The sequence below is a fragment of the Niallia sp. FSL K6-0212 genome, from assembly GCF_038007605.1.
In the GTDB taxonomy this organism is placed as follows: Bacteria; Bacillota; Bacilli; order Bacillales; family Cytobacillaceae; genus Niallia; species Niallia circulans.
The window spans coordinates 2,571,839-2,591,292 of the sequence record NZ_JBBOXL010000001.1 but is presented as its reverse complement, the minus strand read 5'-3'; the positions used below and the strand labels follow the sequence as shown (position 1 = coordinate 2,591,292).

Sequence of the window (19,454 nt, the reverse complement as noted above, 5' to 3'; positions counted from 1 at the left end):
AAAAATTTTTTTGACAAATCTAGTATCTTTTCAGTATTATATTAAAATAATAGAGGAGGTTTCTTTAATGTCAGATTTAAATAAACAGAAAATTGTGGACAGTGTTCCCCAAAAGGGATTTTTTGGTCACCCTAAAGGGTTGTTCACACTTTTCTTTACAGAATTTTGGGAAAGATTTTCCTACTATGGGATGAGAGCCATCCTAGTTTATTATATGTACTATGAAGTATCTAAAGGCGGATTAGGTATTTCCGAGGGTACGGCGATTGCCATTGTATCTATCTACGGTTCACTTGTTTATATGTCTGGGATAATCGGTGGATGGTTTGCAGATAGGATATTTGGGACAAGTAAGGCCGTTTTCTATGGCGGTATTTTCATTATGCTTGGTCATATTGTATTAGCTGTGCCGGGTAGTATTACCATGTTCTTTATTTCCATGATTTTAATTGTAATCGGAACAGGATTATTAAAACCAAATGTATCAAGTATTGTTGGAGAAATGTACAGTCCTGAGGATGCGCGCCGTGACGCTGGTTTTAGTATCTTCTACATGGGAATTAATCTGGGTGGATTCCTATCACCAATTATTGTTGGAGAAATCGGAATGAATTATAGTTTCCATCTTGGTTTCGGACTAGCAGCAATTGGTATGTTATGTGGATTAATAGTATTCATGATGACAAAGAAGAAAAATTTAGGACTTGCTGGTACAATTGTGCCAAATCCATTATCTAAAAACGAAAAGAAAAAAGTATATTCTTCTATCGGTATTAGCATAGTGGTCCTTGCCATCATTCTAGCTATTTTAATTCCATTGAAAATCTTAACTTTCGAATCATTTGTCACAATTGTCGGAATTCTCGGCTTCTTAATTCCAGCTATTTATTTCATTGTTATGTATCGCAGTCCAAAAACTACTCGTGATGAACGATCAAGACTGATTGCCTATATCCCACTCTTTTTAGCTGCCGTTATGTTCTGGGCGATTCAAGAACAAGGATCAACCATTCTTGCCGCCTATGCTGATAAACGAACACAATTAGAGTTTGGCGGATTTAGTCTTTCACCAACTATTTTCCAATCCATCAATCCATTGTTCATTATTATATTTGCACCAGTATTTGCATGGATTTGGGTTAAGCTTGGAAATCGTCAACCTTCTGTATCTAAGAAGTTTTCAATTGCTTTATTGTTTGCCGGTTTATCCTTTATCATTATGATGTTACCAGCCTATTTAGGCGGAGTAAATACATTAGTTAGCCCATTATGGTTAGTATTAAGCTATTTCCTTGTAGTAGTTGGGGAGCTATGTATATCTCCAGTCGGCCTGTCTGCAACAACTAAACTGGCACCAGCTGCTTTCTCTGCACAGACAATGAGCCTTTGGTTCTTATCCAGTGCAGCTGCACAAGCACTAAATGCACAAATCGCTCCATTATTCACAAAAATATCTGAAGTTGCATATTTCGGTATTCTTGGTGGAGTAGCTATTATCTTAAGTATTATCCTTTTCTTGTTATCACCTATGATTCAAAACAAGATGAAAGGAATAAAATAAACAAAAAAAGTGGAGGAAATCCTCCACTTTTTTAATGTAAGGAAAAGTTAAATTTCTCCCTAAGTCATTTAGTTCCTTCTGTTACCGTGCAAATTTCATATGCTTACTAAACTCTTTTTCAGCAGCTTTAAAGCCCGATGCTGTGTCGTTTTCACTTTACTTTCAGACCAGCCTAAATTCAAAGCTGTTTCTCCTATAGACATTTCTTTTAAATATCTACAATAAATTACCTTTTTTTGATCTTCTGTACAACAACAAAGTAAATGATTAATCCAATCAAGCTGTTCTTTCTTCATCGCAACTTCATCAGGAAGTGCCTGTTCATCCTTTATATGGATAGGTATTTCACAATCAAAGGTATAGGAATTTTTTTGTTTTCGAAAATGATCGATGGCAATATTTTTCGCAATCGTATATAGCCAGGTTCGTTCACTACTTTCCCCTTTAAAGAGACACTTTGTTTTTAGCAGTCTTATAAAAACTTCTTGTACTAAATCTTCTGCCTCTTCCTTTTTCACCCCTAAATAGATCAGAAAATGAATTAATTCTTGACTATACCTTTCATAGAGCTCTTCAATCGAACCCATTTCCCCCACCCCTAACAAAACCAGTGAATCAACGGACAGATAACAATCAAAAAACTCCTATTACTAAAATTCCAGAAAGCATTTTTTATTCCATTATTAAATAGTAAGTATGTATTTCTTGCGAGTTCTTCATTTAATTATTATTATCCTAAAGTATTTATCTTTTTTGTTACAAAGCAATTACAAAACTAATTTATTGTAACACCAATGAAATATATTATACATCTTAACGTAATAAAAATTCCAGTTTTTTCTTTAAAAATTGATTAATTTTCTATTCATTTCATTAAATCATTAATTGTAACTAAATTCTTTTATTGTAGTTAGTTTCCAACATCCTAGTTGAGGGGGTTTTTTAGCAATGCTAAATTCAAATACTTATATTTTCTCCATAAAATTGCGGATGGTTATTGTCGATTGAAGTAACGTAGATGTTACTTCTTTTACAATGGATATACCATGGGTAGAATCACCATGAATACATATGGTATCTGCTTGAATAGGTATCTCTTCACCTTGTACAGAGGTAACCTTTTTATTCTTAACCATATCAATTATCTGTTTAGCTGCCTGTTTAGGGCAGTCGATAAGAGCTTGTTTATGTGTACGTGGTGTTAAACTTCCATCTGATTGATAAGTTCGATCTGCAAATACCTCGTTAGCAGTTTTTAAGCCATAGCGCTTCCCCGCTCTAATCAATTCACTGTTCGCTAAACCGAATAGAATATACGCAGGATTTATCTTGTAAATAGCCTTGGCAATTGCATCAGCTAATCGTCCATCTTTTACAGCCATATTATATAACGCCCCATGTGGCTTTACATGCTGCAGGGTTCCGCCCTCTGCTTTCACAAATGCTTCTAATGCTCCTATTTGATAAATGACTATATCATATACTTCATTGGGTGATATATTTATTTCTCTCCTCCCGAAGCCAAGAACATCATTAAAGCCTGGATGGGCACCAATCGCCACTTTATTCTCCAGTGCAAGATTCACCGTTTTTCTCATGGTAGTTGGATCACCTGCATGAAAACCACAAGCAATATTTACACTAGTTACATAGGAGATAATTGTTTCATCATTCCCAATTCGATAAGCACCATAGCTTTCACCTAAATCACAATTTATATCAATAGACATATAAGTACTCCTTTGCAATATTTAATATAACCATATTCAATTTAGTAAATATAAACATCAGCTACTTTCTCCCTGCTAAGCTTTATTACTATTTAGATAATTCAAATTACATAACGATGATTTTATTTTACTTTTGAATAAAGAAGGAAGCAAAAAAGATGGAGCAATTCCTCCATCTCTTCTTATAAATGTTTATTACTCTTTACTTATCTGTCACTAAATTACTTTCAACATCTTTTTCTTCCGTCTCTTGCATAATGGATTCCCCTTCTATATCTATTCTTGGAAGAATCTTATCAAGCCATTTTGGTAAATACCAAGCTGTTTTCCCCATTAAAATCATAATAGCTGGTACGATTGTCATTCTGACGATAAAAGCATCAAAGAGAACTCCAAAGGTAAGGGCAAATCCCATTGACTTAATAATAGGGTCAGGGGCAAGCATGAAGCCAGCAAATACTGCCATCATTATGAACCCAGCTGCAATAACAACTCTTCCGCTATCTTGTAAACCTACTAATACTGCTTTTTTTGCATCACCGGAATGGGAATATTCCTCACGAATTCTACTTACTAAGAAAACTTCATAATCCATCGCTAATCCAAATAAAATTCCAATTACAATGACGGGTAAGAAACATAACACTGGATTCGCAGCATTAAATCCAAATAATTGTAGAAAGTTTCCATCTTGAACTACAAATACCACAAAACCAAGAGTAGCTCCCAACGATAATATAAAACCAAGAACTGCCTTTAGTGGTACTAGAATTGATCGAAAAACAACTACTAGTAATATAAAAGCTAATCCAACTATCAGTATAGAGAAGATTGGCAATGCTTCATTTAACTTATCAGAGATATCAATATTAACAGCCGTTGCTCCTGTTACGAATAGTTCTGTAGAATATTCCTTTTCCATTTCACTAGAATGATTTCGAATAGAATGAACTAAATCCTTCGTTTTGACGTCATTCGGCCCTGTCTCTGGTGTTACATTAATCATAAAGATTTCTCCAGACGGACTAGGTATTGCCGGACTAATGGCTTTCACGTTTTCTAGCTCACTTATTTTGTTTGTAACATCTGTTAATGCTTGTTCAGCATTCTCTGTTTTTTCACTTACTTTAGCAATAACAATTAAAGATGCATGATAACCAGGTCCATATGCTTCCGATAACAAATCGTATGCTCGTCTTTCCGTTGTTTTCTCTGATTTTGTTTCATTATCAGGCAATCCTAATTCCATATGAAAAAATGGAATAGTAACAAAAAGAAGAAAAGCGATGCTTAATATAGAGATGATCATTGGATGTAAAGAAAGCATCTTCCCCCACTTACTTGTTAAGGAACTTTCCTTATTCTCTTTCGAAAATTTTCCTATTAATTTATTTTTCTTAGAAGGATGGAGTTTATCACCATATATTGCTAATAACGCCGGAACCAAAACTGTTGCAATTATAATTGCGATTAACACACAAACTGCGGCTGCTATTCCCATTGCAGTAAGAAAGGGAATCTTCGCTACTGCCAAGCCCAATAAACCAATAATAACAGTCAGTCCTGCAAACACAACTGCACTACCAGCCGTAGCTGTTGCAATTGCTATCGCCTTCTTAACTGAATTGCCTTTTTGCAATTGTTGTCTAAAGCGTGAAATGATAAATAATGCATAATCAATTCCAACAGCAAGTCCAAGCATAGCAGCTAATGATAAAGAAAAGGAGGTAATCTCAAAAAACTTTGTCCCAATCATAATCATCATTAACCCAATGCCTAAACCAATAGCTGCTGTAATAATTGGCAGTCCAGCTACCAAGAATGAGACAAATGTGATGGCTAGTACTAGAAATGCAATTGCAACCCCAATAACTTCAGTAATTCCACCAATTTCCATTTCCGAAAAGGCAACATTACCTGCAATTTCTGTTTCTATCCCTTCTCCACGTGTCTGCTCTATTTTTTCTAAGATATTCTCCTTAGATTCCTCTGATACTTCATCGGCAGGAATCTTAAATGTTACTGTAGCGTAACCAATTTCTTTTGATTCATTAAGATTTCCAAGCTCTGAAGGTGTAGCTACTTCTGTTACTTTCTTGTCTCTTTTAATATCGTTGAGCGTTTCTTTAATTTGTTCATTTACTTCGTCTGTTTCTAAAGTTTTCCCTTTTGGTGCCTTCATGACTAATTGAACTTGGCCATTTTCAGGAGATTCACCAGTCTGAAATTCCTCCTTCAATAATTCACCTGCAGCTTCTGATTTAGTACCTGGAATAGTGATTTCATTCTGAAACGATGGTTTGACACTTAAAGCTATAATCACCATGCTAACTAGGATAATCAGTGAACCACTTAATACTTTTTTTCTATGATTAAAGGCCCATTCGCCTATACTATAAAGAAATTTTGCCATATAAATCCCCTTTCGTCTATTAGTTCCATATGTTCTGCCTTTATACTACAGAAAAAGAAAATAAAAAAAATCGTACATTTGGGCAATTGCCGAATGTACGATTGGGCATAGTTTGGAATTTATAGATGAATATAACCTTTCTCAATAGATATTGCTACAGCTTCTGTCCTAGTATTTACTCCTAATTTATTATAAATATTTGTTAAATGCGCCTTCACTGTTCTTTCTGCAATTCCCATATCAAAAGCAACATCTTTTGTTCGAAATCCTTTTGCTATGGCTTGTAAAATAAAAGTTTCTTTATCAGTAAGGATAGATTGGCTAGATTTCTGATTATTCTTTTGAGTATCCTTAAAATTTAAGATTGTATTCAATATATTAGGCTGCAAAAGGGTTTCCCCTTTCACAGCAGCTTCAATAGTCCTGAATAGATTTTCTCTAGTAGTATCTTTCAGTAAATAACCTTTTGCCCCTAAATTGATTCCTTCTAGAATTAAATTATCTTCATTATATGTAGTTAAAATGATCACAGGAATGGAAATATTTCTTTCGTTTAATTTTTTTATCGTGTCTAATCCACTCAGGATAGGCATATTTAAATCCATTAAGATTACGTCAGGTGATAGTTCTTCTATTAAATGAAGTGCTATTTCTCCATTTTCTGCTTCTCCTATCACACGAAACATATCATTTGTTTCTATCATTAATTTTAATCCTTCTCTTACCACTAAATGATCATCAACAATTAGTACATTATACAGGACGTTTCCTCTCACTTTCCATTTAGATTGGGACTTCTACCAAAATAGTCGTCCCTTTTCCTTTTATACTTTTGACATCCACTTTTCCACCTAATAATCTAACTCTTTCCGTTATACCTAACAAACCATATTTCCCAGTGTGTTTGCCAACCATATTTGCCGCAAAACCAACACCGTTATCTTCTACTTTAATAACCATTTGCTTTTCCACTTTGTTAATATGTATTTTCACTTGTGTCGCTTGGGAATGCTTTATAACATTTGTCAAACATTCACTTACTATATGGACACTGTGTTCCAGTATAAATGTTGATAATGGAGGAAAGCGATCTATTGTGTAAGTAATCTCTGCAGAAGCTGCTTCCTTATACTTTTGAATTTTCCCCAATACGATACTATTAAAATCCCCTTGGCTAGTATTGGAATTATATCGTAAATTATCAATAACAATTCTTGCTTCCTTTAATGTTTCTCGTGCTTGCTGCATAGATTTTAGAACAATTTCCTGTGACTTTTCCTTATTTCCATTGTCTATATAAACTTGGATTGCTTCTAATTGCATAATAAAGCCCGCAATTCCTTGAGCTAATGTATCGTGTAAATCTCTAGCCATTCGCTGTCTCTCATTAGCAAGTGTTAGTTTTTCCACTTCCTTATGAGCAGTTTCTAGCTCTTTTAAATAGTATTCCATCCGCAGTCTCGCATTGACCTGCCTATTATAAATAACCGTATAAAAAACTACAATGGTCAATATGATGAATAAAATAGGGATAAATATCGGTAATTCTTCTGATCCATAACTTAAAACTATCTCTATACAGAACAGGCCATAAAAAATAATAAAAAATATAAAAATCTTTAGTTTGCTTTCAAAAACTGTTATGCTCTGTGCAATAATTATTGGCAGTAAACCAATTAAAATAGCTGGGGATCCTGCTGGTATCCAAAATGCGGATAAGAAGATTAAAAATCCTTGGCTTATTACATAAAGCCAGGGATAAATTCGACTCCATGTTTTTGAATGCCAATAACAAAGACAATGTCCTATCATAGCACAAGTAAAAATAATATTATTTATTATGGACAAATGATCAAACGATTGAAGTAATAGAGCTGCAATATAAACAAGACTAATCCATAATAAAATAGGGATTTTAGTTGAATCTTGTAAAATAATCGTGATATTCTCATATGACTTTTGAAATTTACTCATTTTTAATTCACCTTATCTTTAATATAGACCAAATTATACCTTTAAATTGAAAAATCAACAAATTAGAGTCGCACATAACCATTCATATTTGATTGATGGCCTTTAAAACAAAAACAAAGCATCCTTAGTAAAAAATGATTACGAAAGATACTTTGTTATATGACTTCTATCTAATTACAAAAATTACTCCGTTACTTTTATTTTCTTTAATTGGTCATTTAATTCATTCAATTGATTTTCAGATAGGGCGTTAGGTAAATCTTGATTCACTATTTTTATCGAATAATCCTTCGCACTTTCTTGACCTCGACTTCTAATAAAATAGGAAGATGAGTTTGCAGCAATTCTCGACATTCTGGATTATTTAACAGGGATTCGATTCGAACTTCAATAGAATACTCATTAACATTTCTTGCATTAGTAATAACACTGTCCTTATCTGCTGGAAAATCACCAATTATATTTTTCAACCAAGATACACTTAAAGCAAACCATTTCGAAAAATCATTATAACAGTTTTTCATTTGTTTTTTGAAAATGGATTTCTAACTTCCTTTACAAAACTGCCTTAAAAATAGAAAAGTACTTCTCCTACTCTTCTTCGATGTTCAACTTCTTTTACTCTTTCTTATTAAGATCTCTTCATATCAATAATAAATTTATACCGGTCTCCGCGATAAATAGATTTCACATATTCAAAAGGAGTTCCATTGGCCAAATAACTAAAACGCTCCATCAGCAGCACTGGTGCCCCCTCTTTAATCCCAAGAGATGCACTTTCATTTTTATGGGATAAAGTTGATTCAATTGTTTGGGTAGCGTGACTAATCTTTTGATGTAAAGTTTGCTCCACATATTCATATATAGAACCATGTAAAGTCTCTTCCTGCAGTTCCTTAATCAAGAGCGACGGAAGGTAGGAAGTTTCGAGGGCCATTGGGATATCATCCGCAATACGTAATCGGCTAACCTCATAAACCTGGTCTCCCTCTTCTATCTTCAACTTACTGGCGATGCCTCTTGGACAAGGAATCGTTTTAAAATCAAGAATTTTTGTTTTTGGTGTTAACCCTCTTGAATGCATATCCTCCGAAAAACTTGTTAATCCAGAAAGCTCTTGCTCTACCTTTTGTGCAGCAACAAAAGTCCCTTTCCCTCTTTGTCGAACAAGTACGCCTTCAGCTACTAAGTTATTAATAGCTTGACGAACCGTCATCCTGCTAATACCGTATTTCTCGGAAAACTCTCGTTCAGAGCTAATTGGATCACCAGGTTTTAGCTCTTTAATGATTTCTTTTATCTCCATTTCTAATTGATAATAGATAGGAATATGTGAATCTTTAATGATCAACTATACACACTTCCTTTATTTTCTTTCAAAATGGATAAAGCCTCCTGATCAGCGATGATTGTAACATCCGGATGTTTTTTCAAAATAGAAGCAGGAAGATCCTCTTTTATATCGGAGTGAAATAACTGATTAAGAACAGGGGCCTTCTTCACTCCAGACACAAGCAATATGATTTTCCGACTTTTCATAATAGTGGAAATCCCCATTGAAATAGCATGTGTTGGTACCTCATCCATACTAGTAAAATAGCGAGCATTTGCCTCTCTCGTCGAGTCAGCTAATTGAACCACATCGGTCGTGGAAGAGAATGAAGTACCTGGTTCATTAAAACCAATATGTCCATTTTCGCCAATTCCTAAAACTTGCAGATCCATTCCACCAAAGGAATCAATCAGTTTCTCATAATTTTCACCAGCATCTTTATCATTTACATTTTTGGCAAAAGGCAAATGAGTTTGATTTTCCGGAATATTTATATGATTAAATAAGTGTTCTTTCATATAATAGCTATAACTTTGCGGGTTATCCTCTTCTAAACCAACATATTCATCTAAATTAACGGTAATAACTTTTTCATAGGATGTATGGTTCTCCGTAAAATCCTTTATTAAATACTGATAGGTTCCTACTGGGGTTCCTCCAGTAGCAAGTCCTAGCACACTATTTGGCTTCGTTTGTATTTGCTCTATTATTTTTTGGGCTGCTACTTTACTCATTTCATCATAATTTTGTACTTCAATTAATTTCATGCTGAAAATCCTCCATTCGAATATACAATTTTCCCTTTACATATTGTTAGTGCTACTTGATTATTTTCATCTAATACGACTAAATCTGCATCTTTACCTTTTGCAATACTTCCCTTTTTATCCAAGACACCAATTTGCTTGGCGGGATTATAAGATGCCATCTTTACAACATCCTGTAAAGAGCAGCCTGTAAAGTTCATCATATTATTGATAGCATCCTTCATTTTTAATGTGCTCCCAGCAAGAGCACCATTTTCTAATAACGCTTTGCCATCACGAACAATTACCTTTTGTCCACCTAAGGATGAAATACCATCCTCAAGCCATTTTGCCCGCATGCTATCTGTAATGAGAATGATATGATCAGCCCCCTTTTGTAAAAAAGCAAGTTTAACTATTTCTGGATGAATATGAACACCATCGACAATCATTTCAGCCATTAACTCCGAATGAAGCAAGGCTGCGCCTGCAACTCCTGGATCACGATGATGCAGACCTCTCATTCCATTAAACAGATGAGTAACATGATTGACACCAGCTTGAATGCTTGATAATACTTGCTCATAAACTGCATCTGAGTGTCCTATTGATGGAACGATATTCTCTGCCTTTAAATAGCGAACAAGCTCAAAGTTTTCATCTTCCTCAGGTGCCATCGTCACAAGTTTGATTTGATTATTGGATAATGTCTGCCATTTTTTAAATAACTCTACATTCGGCTTTTTAACAGATTGGACTGGCTGTGCTCCAACTCTCTTTTCGGAGATAAAGGGACCTTCTAAATGAATCCCGATGATTTCTGCTTTTCCTGATTGATCCGCAGTCTCGACATACTGGGCAATAGATGTGAGTGCATTTTCAATACTTTCTACCTCTTGTGTCATGGTGGTGGCTAAAAAGCTTGTTGTTCCTTCTTTTGGCAATGTCTCAGCCATAATTTCTAAGGCTTGCTGTGACGCATCCATTGCGTCAGCATTATTTGCTCCATGGATATGAATATCAATAAACCCTGGTATTAAATTCATGCCCTTTGGAAAATCTAGTATATGTGCATTTTCCCATTCTTTTTCAAGGAAGGAATCCATTAACCCAATCGCATCGATTTTCCCTTCCTTCACTACTACATACCCATTTGAATGAATTTCCGTTTCTGTGTAAATACATACATTTTTTAATATTAATGCCTTTGTTTCTTCCGTCAGCATGATTCTAAAAGCTCCTTTTCTTAAAAATATGCGCGTCTATATATCTAGATGTCTATACCAGTTGGTTTATATCAATGCTTCTTCAATCCATTAAATATTAACCTATCAGATATCCACTATTTTTTTATTTCCCCAAACTAAATAGAGATAACCGGTTTCACATCAAATTATAGTTATTTCCTTTTCTTTCGTCAAGTTCCTATTGTCCTTCTTGCTTTTTCTAAAAATATGAATAAATGATATCGGCTAAAACCGCTTTTAGCTGATATCATTTATTTGAACTTACATTTTCCTAACACTTTCGCGATAAATAATTTCATATCCAGAAACTGTTTTCATGGGAGTATCGTCTCCTTTAATGAGACTTAGCATCTTTCTGGCTGCTAGATTGCCAGCATCTTTATAAAAAAACTTTGCAGTGGTTAAACCTGGATGTATCATCTCAGTCATTTCATACCCGCCAAATCCGGTAATGGAAAGATCACAAGGAATAGAAATCCCCTTTGAATAGATTGCTTTCATTGTTCCCATGGCAATATTATCTGTAGCACATACAATGATGCTAGGGTGAAATCGATCGATTATTTCAGAAACAATCGAAAATGTTTGTGCTTGATCCATCTTCACCTCAAAAAATTGGACATCAATATTTGCTGTTTCCTCGATACTTTTCTTAAACCCTTCTTTTCGATCAATTCCTATTGCAACATTTTTCTCATGGAGACCAAGGAAGGCGATTCTTTGATGACCTTGAGATAGTATATATTTCCCTAAATCATATGCTGCATCATAATCATTATGAATTAAACTTGGAATCTCCTCATGCTGCTGCCCTACAATAAGTACAGGGATTCCTAGTTGTTTGATGATCATTAAATGACGATTCGTAATTTCTGTTGCCAATAAAATTATCCCAGCAACCTTCTGTCTTACTAAAGAATGAATATTTTCTATTTCCCGCTCCAAATCCAGATTTGAATGAGAAATTAACATTTGGTAATTCCTTGCCTTCAACTCTTCATCTATTCCTATTAAAGTTCGTGAAAAAGGGTACGAATCTAATTGAGGCACAATCGTTCCGATAATATTTGTTTTCTTTGCTTTTAAGCTTTGAGCAAATGCATTAGGCGTATAGCCGGTTTCTTTGATAATATGCTGTATTTTTCTTTTCGTGGCTTCGCTGACAGAGCCTTCATTTAAGTATCGAGAAACAGTACTTTTTGCCACGCCCGCAAGTTTAGCGATATCACTAATAGTTGTCACCTATAAACCTCCTTATACATTGCTTTCTTCCGGAAAAATCAGTTACAGAGCAGGCACACTTTGAAACCCGTTAATTAAGAAAGCCTTTTCATTTTTCTTAATGTAAAGCTAGATTCCCTTATTTGTTCTTATCTCTCTATATTATACAGGATAAAAACCAATAACGTCTGAACTATTTTTTCTATTTATGGAAGTATACCTTTTAGCTTGTTGATTCATAATGATTGCTATAAAGAGTTTCTTTTAGTGTTAATTATGAAGGTAGGGAATGCAATAAAAAATATATCATCTCTTCGACAAAAACATAAATATAGGTATGAACTATTTCAGAGTGCGAACTATTTAAAACAACCGATTATTTCCGTTATCACACCCGTATTTAACAATGAAAAAACAATCCAGAAGACGATTGAATCAGTTTTACAGCAATCCATAATGCCCCAGATTGAATACATAATTGTTGATGATGGCTCTAAAGATCAAACTCGTTCTATCTTAAAAAAATTTGTTAACGAGCATCCTAATATTAAACTCGCTCTTCTTGCGAAAAACACAGGCACCCCTGGCTATCCGAGAAATTTAGGCATTGAACTTTCATCGGCCCCTTACTTAACTTTTTTAGATGCAGATGATTGGTTTGAAAAGACTGGCTTGGAAAAACTCTATAGTGTACTAAATGAAACAGATGATGATTATATAGTGGGAAAAACAATTAAAGTCACGTCTAAAAAAAATGCCATAGTAGGCGAACATGAATCATGGAAAGAAAGGAGAAGTATCCCCCCGGCGAGTATCCCACATATTTTTCATCATTTAGGACCTAGAGCAAGATTGATGAAATCTAGCATTATAAAGCAGAACCAAATTCAATTTCCTGAGATGAAGTATGGAGAAGATAAGCAATTTTTCATGGAAGTATTGACTAATTGTAAAAAAATCTCAACAACAGAAGCTGTTATCTACTATTTAAATCGCTTAGATGAAAATGACGAATCCTTGACGAAGCAGACGAATGTATTAAATAAAATGCACTGTAATCGAAAAGTAATCAACTACTTTAAAGAGAAAGAAATGGATTCAGAGTTAAAGCGAATGGTCCTTAATCGCTTGTATGAGTTTGATTGCTTTAATCGGTTTATAAATCGGTATCATACGCTAAGAACGGAAAATATTCAAACGTTTAAAGGAAGATTAGATGCGTTTTTAAAAAGGAAAGCATATATATCCACCATGAAAAAAATGTTACGGACGACTTCTTCGTTGGATTATGAGATCAGTGACCATTTTTACCATCCTTATAATAAGGTTTGTTATCAGTTATTTTCACAAAAACGCTATAAGGATATCGAAACATTATTTCGATGGATGAATCAAGAAAAAATAAAAAAACATGTAGTTAAAGACGATACTGCTTACTGGGTTTCTCCACTAAGCCCGCCTTATAACTTTATTAGAGTCCCTATGTATGCTGAATTAATAAATTGTGAATATACGAATGGTTTCTTCCGTTTCGATATTCGTATTGCAGGTGATCACCCAAAAGAGGTTGAACATCTCCTGTTCCGCGATCGAAACAACATCCATAACCAGTTTATGTTTCCGATTGAACCATATGAAGGGGTTTTAAAGAGAATTATGATACCAGAAGCATTCCTTACCCCTCTAGGAAAATCAGTTTATACTATTTATTTATCTTATAGAGATTATCATAAAGTCCAACTACATATCCCAAACCCTAAGCTACGGTTAAAAAAGCAGCAAACAGATAAGCAGCATTTTTATAAAACCATTCACAATCACTTGGCGCTAAAGGTTCTTTAATATTAGGTGTAAGAGTTGATTTCATAGAGACCACCTGTTTTCCTATAAAACGAGTGGCCTCTGTGAAACCTTTTTCTTCTCCCATTTGTATTCAAGTATCAGCCAGTCTAATCTTTTTCCTTAGCTTTTTTAAAGTGTCTCAATAAATCGATAAAAAGCTTTTGTTCCATTGTCATTTCTTTTAAATACACCTGCATGATGTAAGATTGTTTCAAACACAATTCCTATTTCTGTTTGTAAGATAGTACTTACATTTTCTTTTGTCATCTGTGGATTTTTCTCTTTTACTGTTTTTGCCCACGCTAAGTGTTTTACAATAGCAGGCTCTTGTTGAATGCGCTCTTCAAAATCGACTTTGACGATATTCTCTGCAAGGATGCTCATTTCTTCTTTCAATCTTCCTGGCAAAACCGCTAACCCCATCACTTCAATCAAGCCAATATTCTCTTGTTTAATCGCATGAACTTCCTCATGTGGGTGGAAAATCCCGAATGGGTATTCTTCACTTGTACGATTATTGCGGAGCACTAAATCCATTTCATATTGGCCATTACGCATTCTTGCAATTGGTGTGATGGTATTATGGCGAACACCGTTTGTATATGCAAGAATATCAACACTTTCATCACTATAATCCAGCCATTTTTTTAATATATAATCAGCTGCTTCCACTAATTGTTGTTTGTCTGTTCCATTTAGACGTAAAACAGACATCGGCCATTTAACAATTCCGGCATGGATAGCAGGAAACCGCTCCAACGTAAATCCAGCTTCTATTTCAGCCTTTGCCATCGGAAATTCATGATATCCCCCTTGAAAATGCTCATGGGCAAGAATGGACCCTCCAACTATTGGCAGATCAGCATTAGACCCCATAAAGTAATGAGGATATTGGTGAACAAATTCTAGTAATCTAGTAAATGTTCTTTTCGAAATGGTCATTGGCTCGTGCCTTTCTGAAAAACAAATGGCATGCTCATTATAGTAAACATATGGGGAAAACTGCAGGAACCATTGTTCCCCTTCTAGAGTCACTGGTATAATACGATGATTTTGTCTAGCCGGATGATTAACTCGTCCGGCATAACCGGCATTTTCTTTACATAATAAACATTTAGGATAAAAGCCTTGTTTTACTTTTTTTAGAGCAGCTATTTCTTGCGGATTTTTTTCTGGCTTAGACAAGTTAATCGTAATCTCTAAATCTCCATAACTCGTATGTGCCAGCCACTCTTCATTTTTAGCAATTCGATCCGTGCGAATGTAATCAATCTTTTTAGAAAAGTCATAAAACCAACTAGTTGCACTCTTTGCCCCCTTATCCTTGTAGAGTATGGCGAATCTATTATTTATTTCAGATGGCAATGGAACAAAGCAAGCCATTAATTTAGTATCTAATAAATCTCGATAGGTTATTGTATTTTCTACCAAAAGATTATGTTCTGCAGCCCAATCTAAAATAGTATCTAATAGTTCACGCAACTCTATTTCCGCTGGATCGCTAACCTCAGATGGGACAAAATCATCCAATTCCAAGATTTCGAGTAATTTATTCCGCACTACATCTATATCCCATTTCGTAATTAGGTTTGATTCTATTCCATAATGAAGCAATTGTTCAACATGATGATAAATAGTGGTTGTCATCTAACATTGCTCCTTTCCTCTTAGTACATTCTCATTTATTCTTTATAGCCATTCGGATTTGCTTGGAACCAGCTCCAGGCACTTCCTATCATTGTCTCTAGTGAAGTGTACTGTGGATTCCACCCTAACTCTACTTGCGCTTTCTCTGATGAAGCAACTAATCGCGCCGGGTCACCTGCTCTTCTTGGAGCAATTTCTGCTGGAATAGGTTGCCCTGTTACCTTTCTCGCTGCCTCAATTACTTCTTTGACCGTGAAACCTGTTCCACTCCCTAGATTGTAAATACCGCTTGTTTCTTCTTTCTGCAATTTTTTTAAAGCAAGGATATGGGCATTGGCCAAATCAGTAACATGAATATAATCCCTTATACATGACCCATCATGTGTCTCATAATCATCTCCAAAAATACTAATTACTTCTCTCTTTCCTAACGCTACTTGCAGTATAATGGGAATTAAATGCGTTTCTGGAAAATGATCTTCCCCTAATCTCCCATCTATATGCGCACCTGCTACATTAAAATAACGAAGAGCTACATAATGAATCCCATATGCTGCTTCACACCACTTTAGCATTTTTTCGATGGCTAGTTTGGTTTCTCCATAGGGATTTGTTGGAATTGTGTCATCACTCTCCTGAATCGGAAAATTCTTTGCCTCTCCATAAGTTGCTGCAGTTGACGAGAAAACAATTCTCTTCACACCATTTGCATGCATTACTTTTAATAAAGTCATCGCACCAATTACATTATTATCATAGTATTTCAACGGATTTGTTACACTTTCGCCTACTAAAGAGTCAGCAGCGAAATGGACTACCGCTTCAATCGTATGTTTCTTAAAGACCTCTTCTAAGAAGCTTTCATTCCGCAAATCCCCAATATAAAGGGTTGCTTCAGCTCTTACAGCAGCTTTATGCCCAGTTTGAAGATTATCAACAACAATTACTTCTTCACCTAGGTCTAATAATTCAGAAACCATATGACTTCCGATATAACCGGCACCACCACATACTAATATCGTCATATTTTCTCTCTCCTTTTTTTTAACTGTTCCTATTCAACAATTTCCTTCGCTCCATCTCCAACCTGAACAACATAAAAGTCTGCCTTTAATCCTGTTTGCTCCGCATATTTCGCTCCGACCTTCTCGATAAAAGATTCAATATGTTCATTTTTGACAATGCTGATCGTACAACCTCCAAAGCCTGCACCTGTCATCCGAGATCCAATAACGCCAGCTTGTTCCCAGGCAGCTTCCACTAATGCATCTAATTCCTTTCCGGTCACTTCATAATCATCACGTAAGGAGATATGTGATGCATTCATTAATTGTCCAAATCCTGCAATATCTCCTGCTTGAAGTTTTTTTACAGCTTCTAATGTTCGAGCATTTTCATACACAGCATGCTTTGCTCTCATTCTATCGACATCTTGCTTAATCAAATGAGCATGCGAATCGAATTCCTCTGGCGTTAATTCACCTAATGATCGAATCTCTAATTCTCCCTGCAAGTCTCTTAATGCTCTTTCACACTCTCCTCGTCTCTCATTATATTTAGAATCAGCTAACCCCCTGCGTTTATTTGTATTGGCAATAATTAAGGAAGCAGCATCTAAATCTAGTGGACTATACACATAGTCAAGTGTGTCGCAATCTAGTAATATAGCATGTTTTTCTTTGCCCATTCCGATTGCAAATTGATCCATAATTCCACAGTTCACGCCAATATATTCATTTTCTGCTTTTTGACACATTTTTACTAAACTGACTTGATCAATTGCAAAGGAATACAACACATTTAGCATAATGGCTGTCACTACTTCAATGGATGCAGATGAAGATAAGCCAGCACCATTGGGAATTTCTCCTTCATATAAAACATCGAATCCAGCATCGAGTTGATATCCATATTGCGCAAGTGTTACTATTACTCCCTTTGGATAATTCGCCCAATCATCTGCTTGATTAAAGGATAGATCGTCTAAAGAAACTTTAATAATACCTAAATCCGCAAAATTTGTAGAATAGAATTGAATCACTCGATCTGATCTTTTTCTTACAAGTGCTGTCGTACCAATTGATAAGGCACAAGGAAAAACATGTCCTCCATTATAATCAGTATGTTCACCTATTAAATTCACACGTCCTGGTGCAAAAAAAGTACGTATGCTTGTTTCTGCTTCATTAAAAATATTTGTAAAAGTTGCCAATAGATTTTTTGCCATTTCTATCTCTCCTTTTTATATGAACAATTATGCTTACTCTTAAGTCTAGACTTCCATTAAACCGTTTACAATTTTATTTTATGCTTCAAACCTTTCTCTCTCAATGGTAAAATAAGAAAGGGAAAAGGGTAATAATTTGCTAATAAATTTCAAATTTTTATGCCAAACACTTAATTTCTATCTATTACTCCTATCTTATCCAAGGCAAGTTTCTACCAATGCCAGCTCTACTAAGAAAGGAGCATTCTATTGTCCAAAAAAGATAATAATGTATTTGCTTACAGATTTACGGAAAAAATTACAAAAGAGGTAGCCCAAATTTGGTCAATCGGATGGGAAAATCAAACCTCCCATCTATATAATTGGAAAGGAAAAAAGCGTAAAGAGGATAGTATGTATGTTTTTCAATATACCATATCTGGAATTGGTGCTATTGAACTCGGAGGTAAAAATCATAAATTGACAGCAGGAAAGGCATTTTTAATTGATATTTCAGAGGAATACAGATACTATCTGCCTCCAACTAGTGAGCATTGGGAATTTATTTTTATTACACTATATGGTGAAACGGTAAAAAAATGCTGGCACTCTTTTACGGAAAACGAGCAGCCGATTATTCAATTAGCTTCGGACTCGAGACCCATTCAGCATCTTCTGCATATTTATCAGCTAGCAAAAGATAAACAGATAAATAACCCTTTTCAAGCTTCAAGTCTCGCTTATTCCTTTATAATGGAATTGTATCAATATAAGAAGAATATTGGAGACATTCAGCTTCCTGAAAGTATACTAAATGCGACATTATTTGCTCAAAATCACTATCATAAACCAATCGGACCAGAAGATATGGCAGAAGCTGCTGCACTTTCCCGCTTCCACTTCACTCGTTTATTTAAAAAGGTACTTGGAATTACACCGATTCAGTATTTAACGAATATCCGTATCATGAAGGGAGCAGAGTTATTATATCAAACCAAATATTCCATTGAAGACATTTCAGTCCAGGTAGGTTTTGCAAATGCCAACTATTTTACAAAAGTATTTCGGAAATCTACTGGTATCACTCCTGGAGAATTTCGAAAGAAGAATATTCGACCAAGCGAGGATATTCTTCTTTAATGCTTATTTTTCATCAAACATTTCCAAGCTGAACATTCCTTTTTCATATATAAAGTTCAGCTTTTTCCCTGGTGTAAGCATATTCTCCAAAATATCTTTTGAGGCTTGAAGGGCAATAGACATTCTAATTAGCTGCTCATGATCCTCTTCTTGATATGTACCTGCTTGTTTACTCAACGCTTCCACATGCTGTTGAAAATGGAGTATTTGGTTATAAATAGCCTCATATGTCGTTTCAATCTCATTATTCATTCAAAAAACTCCTTACCCATAAGATAAATTAAGTTTAGCATATTTTTGCTTTATTTTTATGTTCGCCAGGGCAAAAATTTATTACTAATCAAGAGATCAACAATAATTTTATCTTTTGAGGGAGAATATGGGGAAATTAATT

Annotated in this window: 17 protein-coding genes; 3 read left to right on the top strand and 14 right to left on the bottom strand. The window is 35.0% G+C overall.

The window, feature by feature from the left end; genetic code table 11:
• Positions 1-67: 67 nt before the first annotated feature.
• Positions 68-1,561 carry a peptide MFS transporter gene (locus tag MHH96_RS12295; RefSeq protein ID WP_061797367.1) on the top strand — a complete coding sequence of 498 codons (1,494 nt, stop codon included), beginning with the start codon at positions 68-70 and terminating at the stop codon, positions 1,559-1,561.
• A gap of 95 nt (positions 1,562-1,656) precedes the next feature.
• Here MHH96_RS12295 and MHH96_RS12290 read toward each other — a convergent pair whose 3' ends face one another.
• The 10 genes from MHH96_RS12290 to MHH96_RS12245 all read right to left on the bottom strand — a co-directional run bounded on the left by MHH96_RS12290 (position 1,657) and on the right by MHH96_RS12245 (position 12,246).
• Complete coding sequence (locus MHH96_RS12290; RefSeq protein ID WP_047942390.1) at positions 1,657-2,148, bottom strand: RNA polymerase sigma factor; 492 nt, start codon at positions 2,146-2,148, stop codon at positions 1,657-1,659.
• A 378-nt stretch (positions 2,149-2,526) separates the two neighbouring features.
• Positions 2,527-3,291, bottom strand: coding sequence for a LamB/YcsF family protein (locus MHH96_RS12285; protein WP_047942391.1), 765 nt, complete (start codon positions 3,289-3,291; stop codon positions 2,527-2,529).
• Between the two features lie 202 nt (positions 3,292-3,493).
• Positions 3,494-5,704 (bottom strand): MMPL family transporter, encoded by a 2,211-nt coding sequence (locus MHH96_RS12280; RefSeq protein ID WP_328282735.1) that lies wholly within the window; start codon positions 5,702-5,704, stop codon positions 3,494-3,496.
• Between the two features lie 119 nt (positions 5,705-5,823).
• Entirely contained in the window at positions 5,824-6,465 is a 642-nt protein-coding gene (locus MHH96_RS12275) for a response regulator (RefSeq protein WP_156485399.1), read from the bottom strand.
• 22 nt (positions 6,466-6,487) lie between these two features.
• Positions 6,488-7,678, bottom strand: coding sequence for a sensor histidine kinase (locus MHH96_RS12270; protein ID WP_144544513.1), 1,191 nt, complete (start codon positions 7,676-7,678; stop codon positions 6,488-6,490).
• Between the two features lie 275 nt (positions 7,679-7,953).
• Positions 7,954-8,148 carry a hypothetical protein gene (locus tag MHH96_RS12265; RefSeq protein ID WP_144544515.1) on the bottom strand — a complete coding sequence of 65 codons (195 nt, stop codon included), beginning with the start codon at positions 8,146-8,148 and terminating at the stop codon, positions 7,954-7,956.
• A gap of 161 nt (positions 8,149-8,309) precedes the next feature.
• On the bottom strand, positions 8,310-9,029 hold the full coding sequence (locus MHH96_RS12260; protein ID WP_061797382.1) for a GntR family transcriptional regulator: 720 nt from the start codon (positions 9,027-9,029) through the stop codon (positions 8,310-8,312).
• Positions 9,026-9,778, bottom strand: a complete 753-nt coding sequence (gene nagB / locus MHH96_RS12255; RefSeq protein WP_047942393.1) for a glucosamine-6-phosphate deaminase — start codon at positions 9,776-9,778, stop codon at positions 9,026-9,028. Before nagB ends, MHH96_RS12260 begins: the two co-directional genes overlap by 4 nt.
• Entirely contained in the window at positions 9,775-10,983 is a 1,209-nt protein-coding gene (gene nagA, locus MHH96_RS12250) for an N-acetylglucosamine-6-phosphate deacetylase (protein WP_047942394.1), read from the bottom strand. The genes nagB and nagA overlap by 4 nt, the downstream gene beginning before the upstream one ends.
• A gap of 282 nt (positions 10,984-11,265) precedes the next feature.
• Positions 11,266-12,246, bottom strand: a complete 981-nt coding sequence (locus tag MHH96_RS12245; protein ID WP_095258863.1) for a LacI family DNA-binding transcriptional regulator — start codon at positions 12,244-12,246, stop codon at positions 11,266-11,268.
• A 255-nt stretch (positions 12,247-12,501) separates the two neighbouring features.
• Here MHH96_RS12245 and MHH96_RS12240 point away from each other — a divergent pair, with 255 nt between their 5' ends.
• A complete protein-coding gene (locus tag MHH96_RS12240) occupies positions 12,502-14,067 on the top strand; it encodes a glycosyltransferase family 2 protein (protein ID WP_328282753.1) in 1,566 nt (521 codons plus the stop codon).
• Positions 14,068-14,196: 129 nt separating this feature from the next.
• Here the strand turns inward: MHH96_RS12240 and galT are convergent, their stop codons facing one another.
• From galT to MHH96_RS12225, 3 genes are read right to left on the bottom strand one after another with little or no spacing between them, the layout of a single operon-like run.
• Positions 14,197-15,714, bottom strand: coding sequence for a UDP-glucose--hexose-1-phosphate uridylyltransferase (galT, locus tag MHH96_RS12235; protein ID WP_095320265.1), 1,518 nt, complete (start codon positions 15,712-15,714; stop codon positions 14,197-14,199).
• A gap of 35 nt (positions 15,715-15,749) precedes the next feature.
• The gene (gene galE, locus MHH96_RS12230) at positions 15,750-16,739 is read right to left on the bottom strand and encodes a UDP-glucose 4-epimerase GalE (protein WP_095320264.1); all 990 of its coding nucleotides are present in this window, start codon (positions 16,737-16,739) and stop codon (positions 15,750-15,752) included.
• Between the two features lie 29 nt (positions 16,740-16,768).
• Positions 16,769-17,941, bottom strand: a complete 1,173-nt coding sequence (locus MHH96_RS12225; RefSeq protein ID WP_341117443.1) for a galactokinase — start codon at positions 17,939-17,941, stop codon at positions 16,769-16,771.
• Between the two features lie 249 nt (positions 17,942-18,190).
• On the opposite strand from MHH96_RS12225, the gene MHH96_RS12220 reads away from it, so the two are divergent.
• A complete protein-coding gene (locus MHH96_RS12220) occupies positions 18,191-19,060 on the top strand; it encodes an AraC family transcriptional regulator (RefSeq protein ID WP_082138334.1) in 870 nt (289 codons plus the stop codon).
• Positions 19,061-19,063: 3 nt separating this feature from the next.
• Here MHH96_RS12220 and MHH96_RS12215 read toward each other — a convergent pair whose 3' ends face one another.
• Entirely contained in the window at positions 19,064-19,312 is a 249-nt protein-coding gene (locus tag MHH96_RS12215) for a hypothetical protein (RefSeq protein ID WP_047942403.1), read from the bottom strand.
• Between the last annotated feature and the right edge of the window lie 142 nt (positions 19,313-19,454).

Excerpts from the sequence above, each read along its gene's own strand:
- MHH96_RS12295 (WP_061797367.1), top strand. The coding sequence starts at position 68 with ATGTCAGATTTAAATAAACAGAAAATTGTGGACAGTGTTCCCCAAAAG.
- MHH96_RS12290 (WP_047942390.1), bottom strand. The coding sequence starts at position 2,148 with ATGGGTTCGATTGAAGAGCTCTATGAAAGGTATAGTCAAGAATTAATT.
- MHH96_RS12285 (WP_047942391.1), bottom strand. The coding sequence starts at position 3,291 with ATGTCTATTGATATAAATTGTGATTTAGGTGAAAGCTATGGTGCTTAT.
- MHH96_RS12280 (WP_328282735.1), bottom strand. The coding sequence starts at position 5,704 with ATGGCAAAATTTCTTTATAGTATAGGCGAATGGGCCTTTAATCATAGA.
- MHH96_RS12270 (WP_144544513.1), bottom strand. The coding sequence starts at position 7,678 with ATGAGTAAATTTCAAAAGTCATATGAGAATATCACGATTATTTTACAA.
- nagB (WP_047942393.1), bottom strand. The coding sequence starts at position 9,778 with ATGAAATTAATTGAAGTACAAAATTATGATGAAATGAGTAAAGTAGCA.
- nagA (WP_047942394.1), bottom strand. The coding sequence starts at position 10,983 with ATGCTGACGGAAGAAACAAAGGCATTAATATTAAAAAATGTATGTATT.
- MHH96_RS12240 (WP_328282753.1), top strand. The coding sequence starts at position 12,502 with ATGAAGGTAGGGAATGCAATAAAAAATATATCATCTCTTCGACAAAAA.
- galT (WP_095320265.1), bottom strand. The coding sequence starts at position 15,714 with ATGACAACCACTATTTATCATCATGTTGAACAATTGCTTCATTATGGA.
- galE (WP_095320264.1), bottom strand. The coding sequence starts at position 16,739 with ATGACGATATTAGTATGTGGTGGTGCCGGTTATATCGGAAGTCATATG.
- MHH96_RS12225 (WP_341117443.1), bottom strand. The coding sequence starts at position 17,941 with ATGGCAAAAAATCTATTGGCAACTTTTACAAATATTTTTAATGAAGCA.
- MHH96_RS12215 (WP_047942403.1), bottom strand. The coding sequence starts at position 19,312 with ATGAATAATGAGATTGAAACGACATATGAGGCTATTTATAACCAAATA.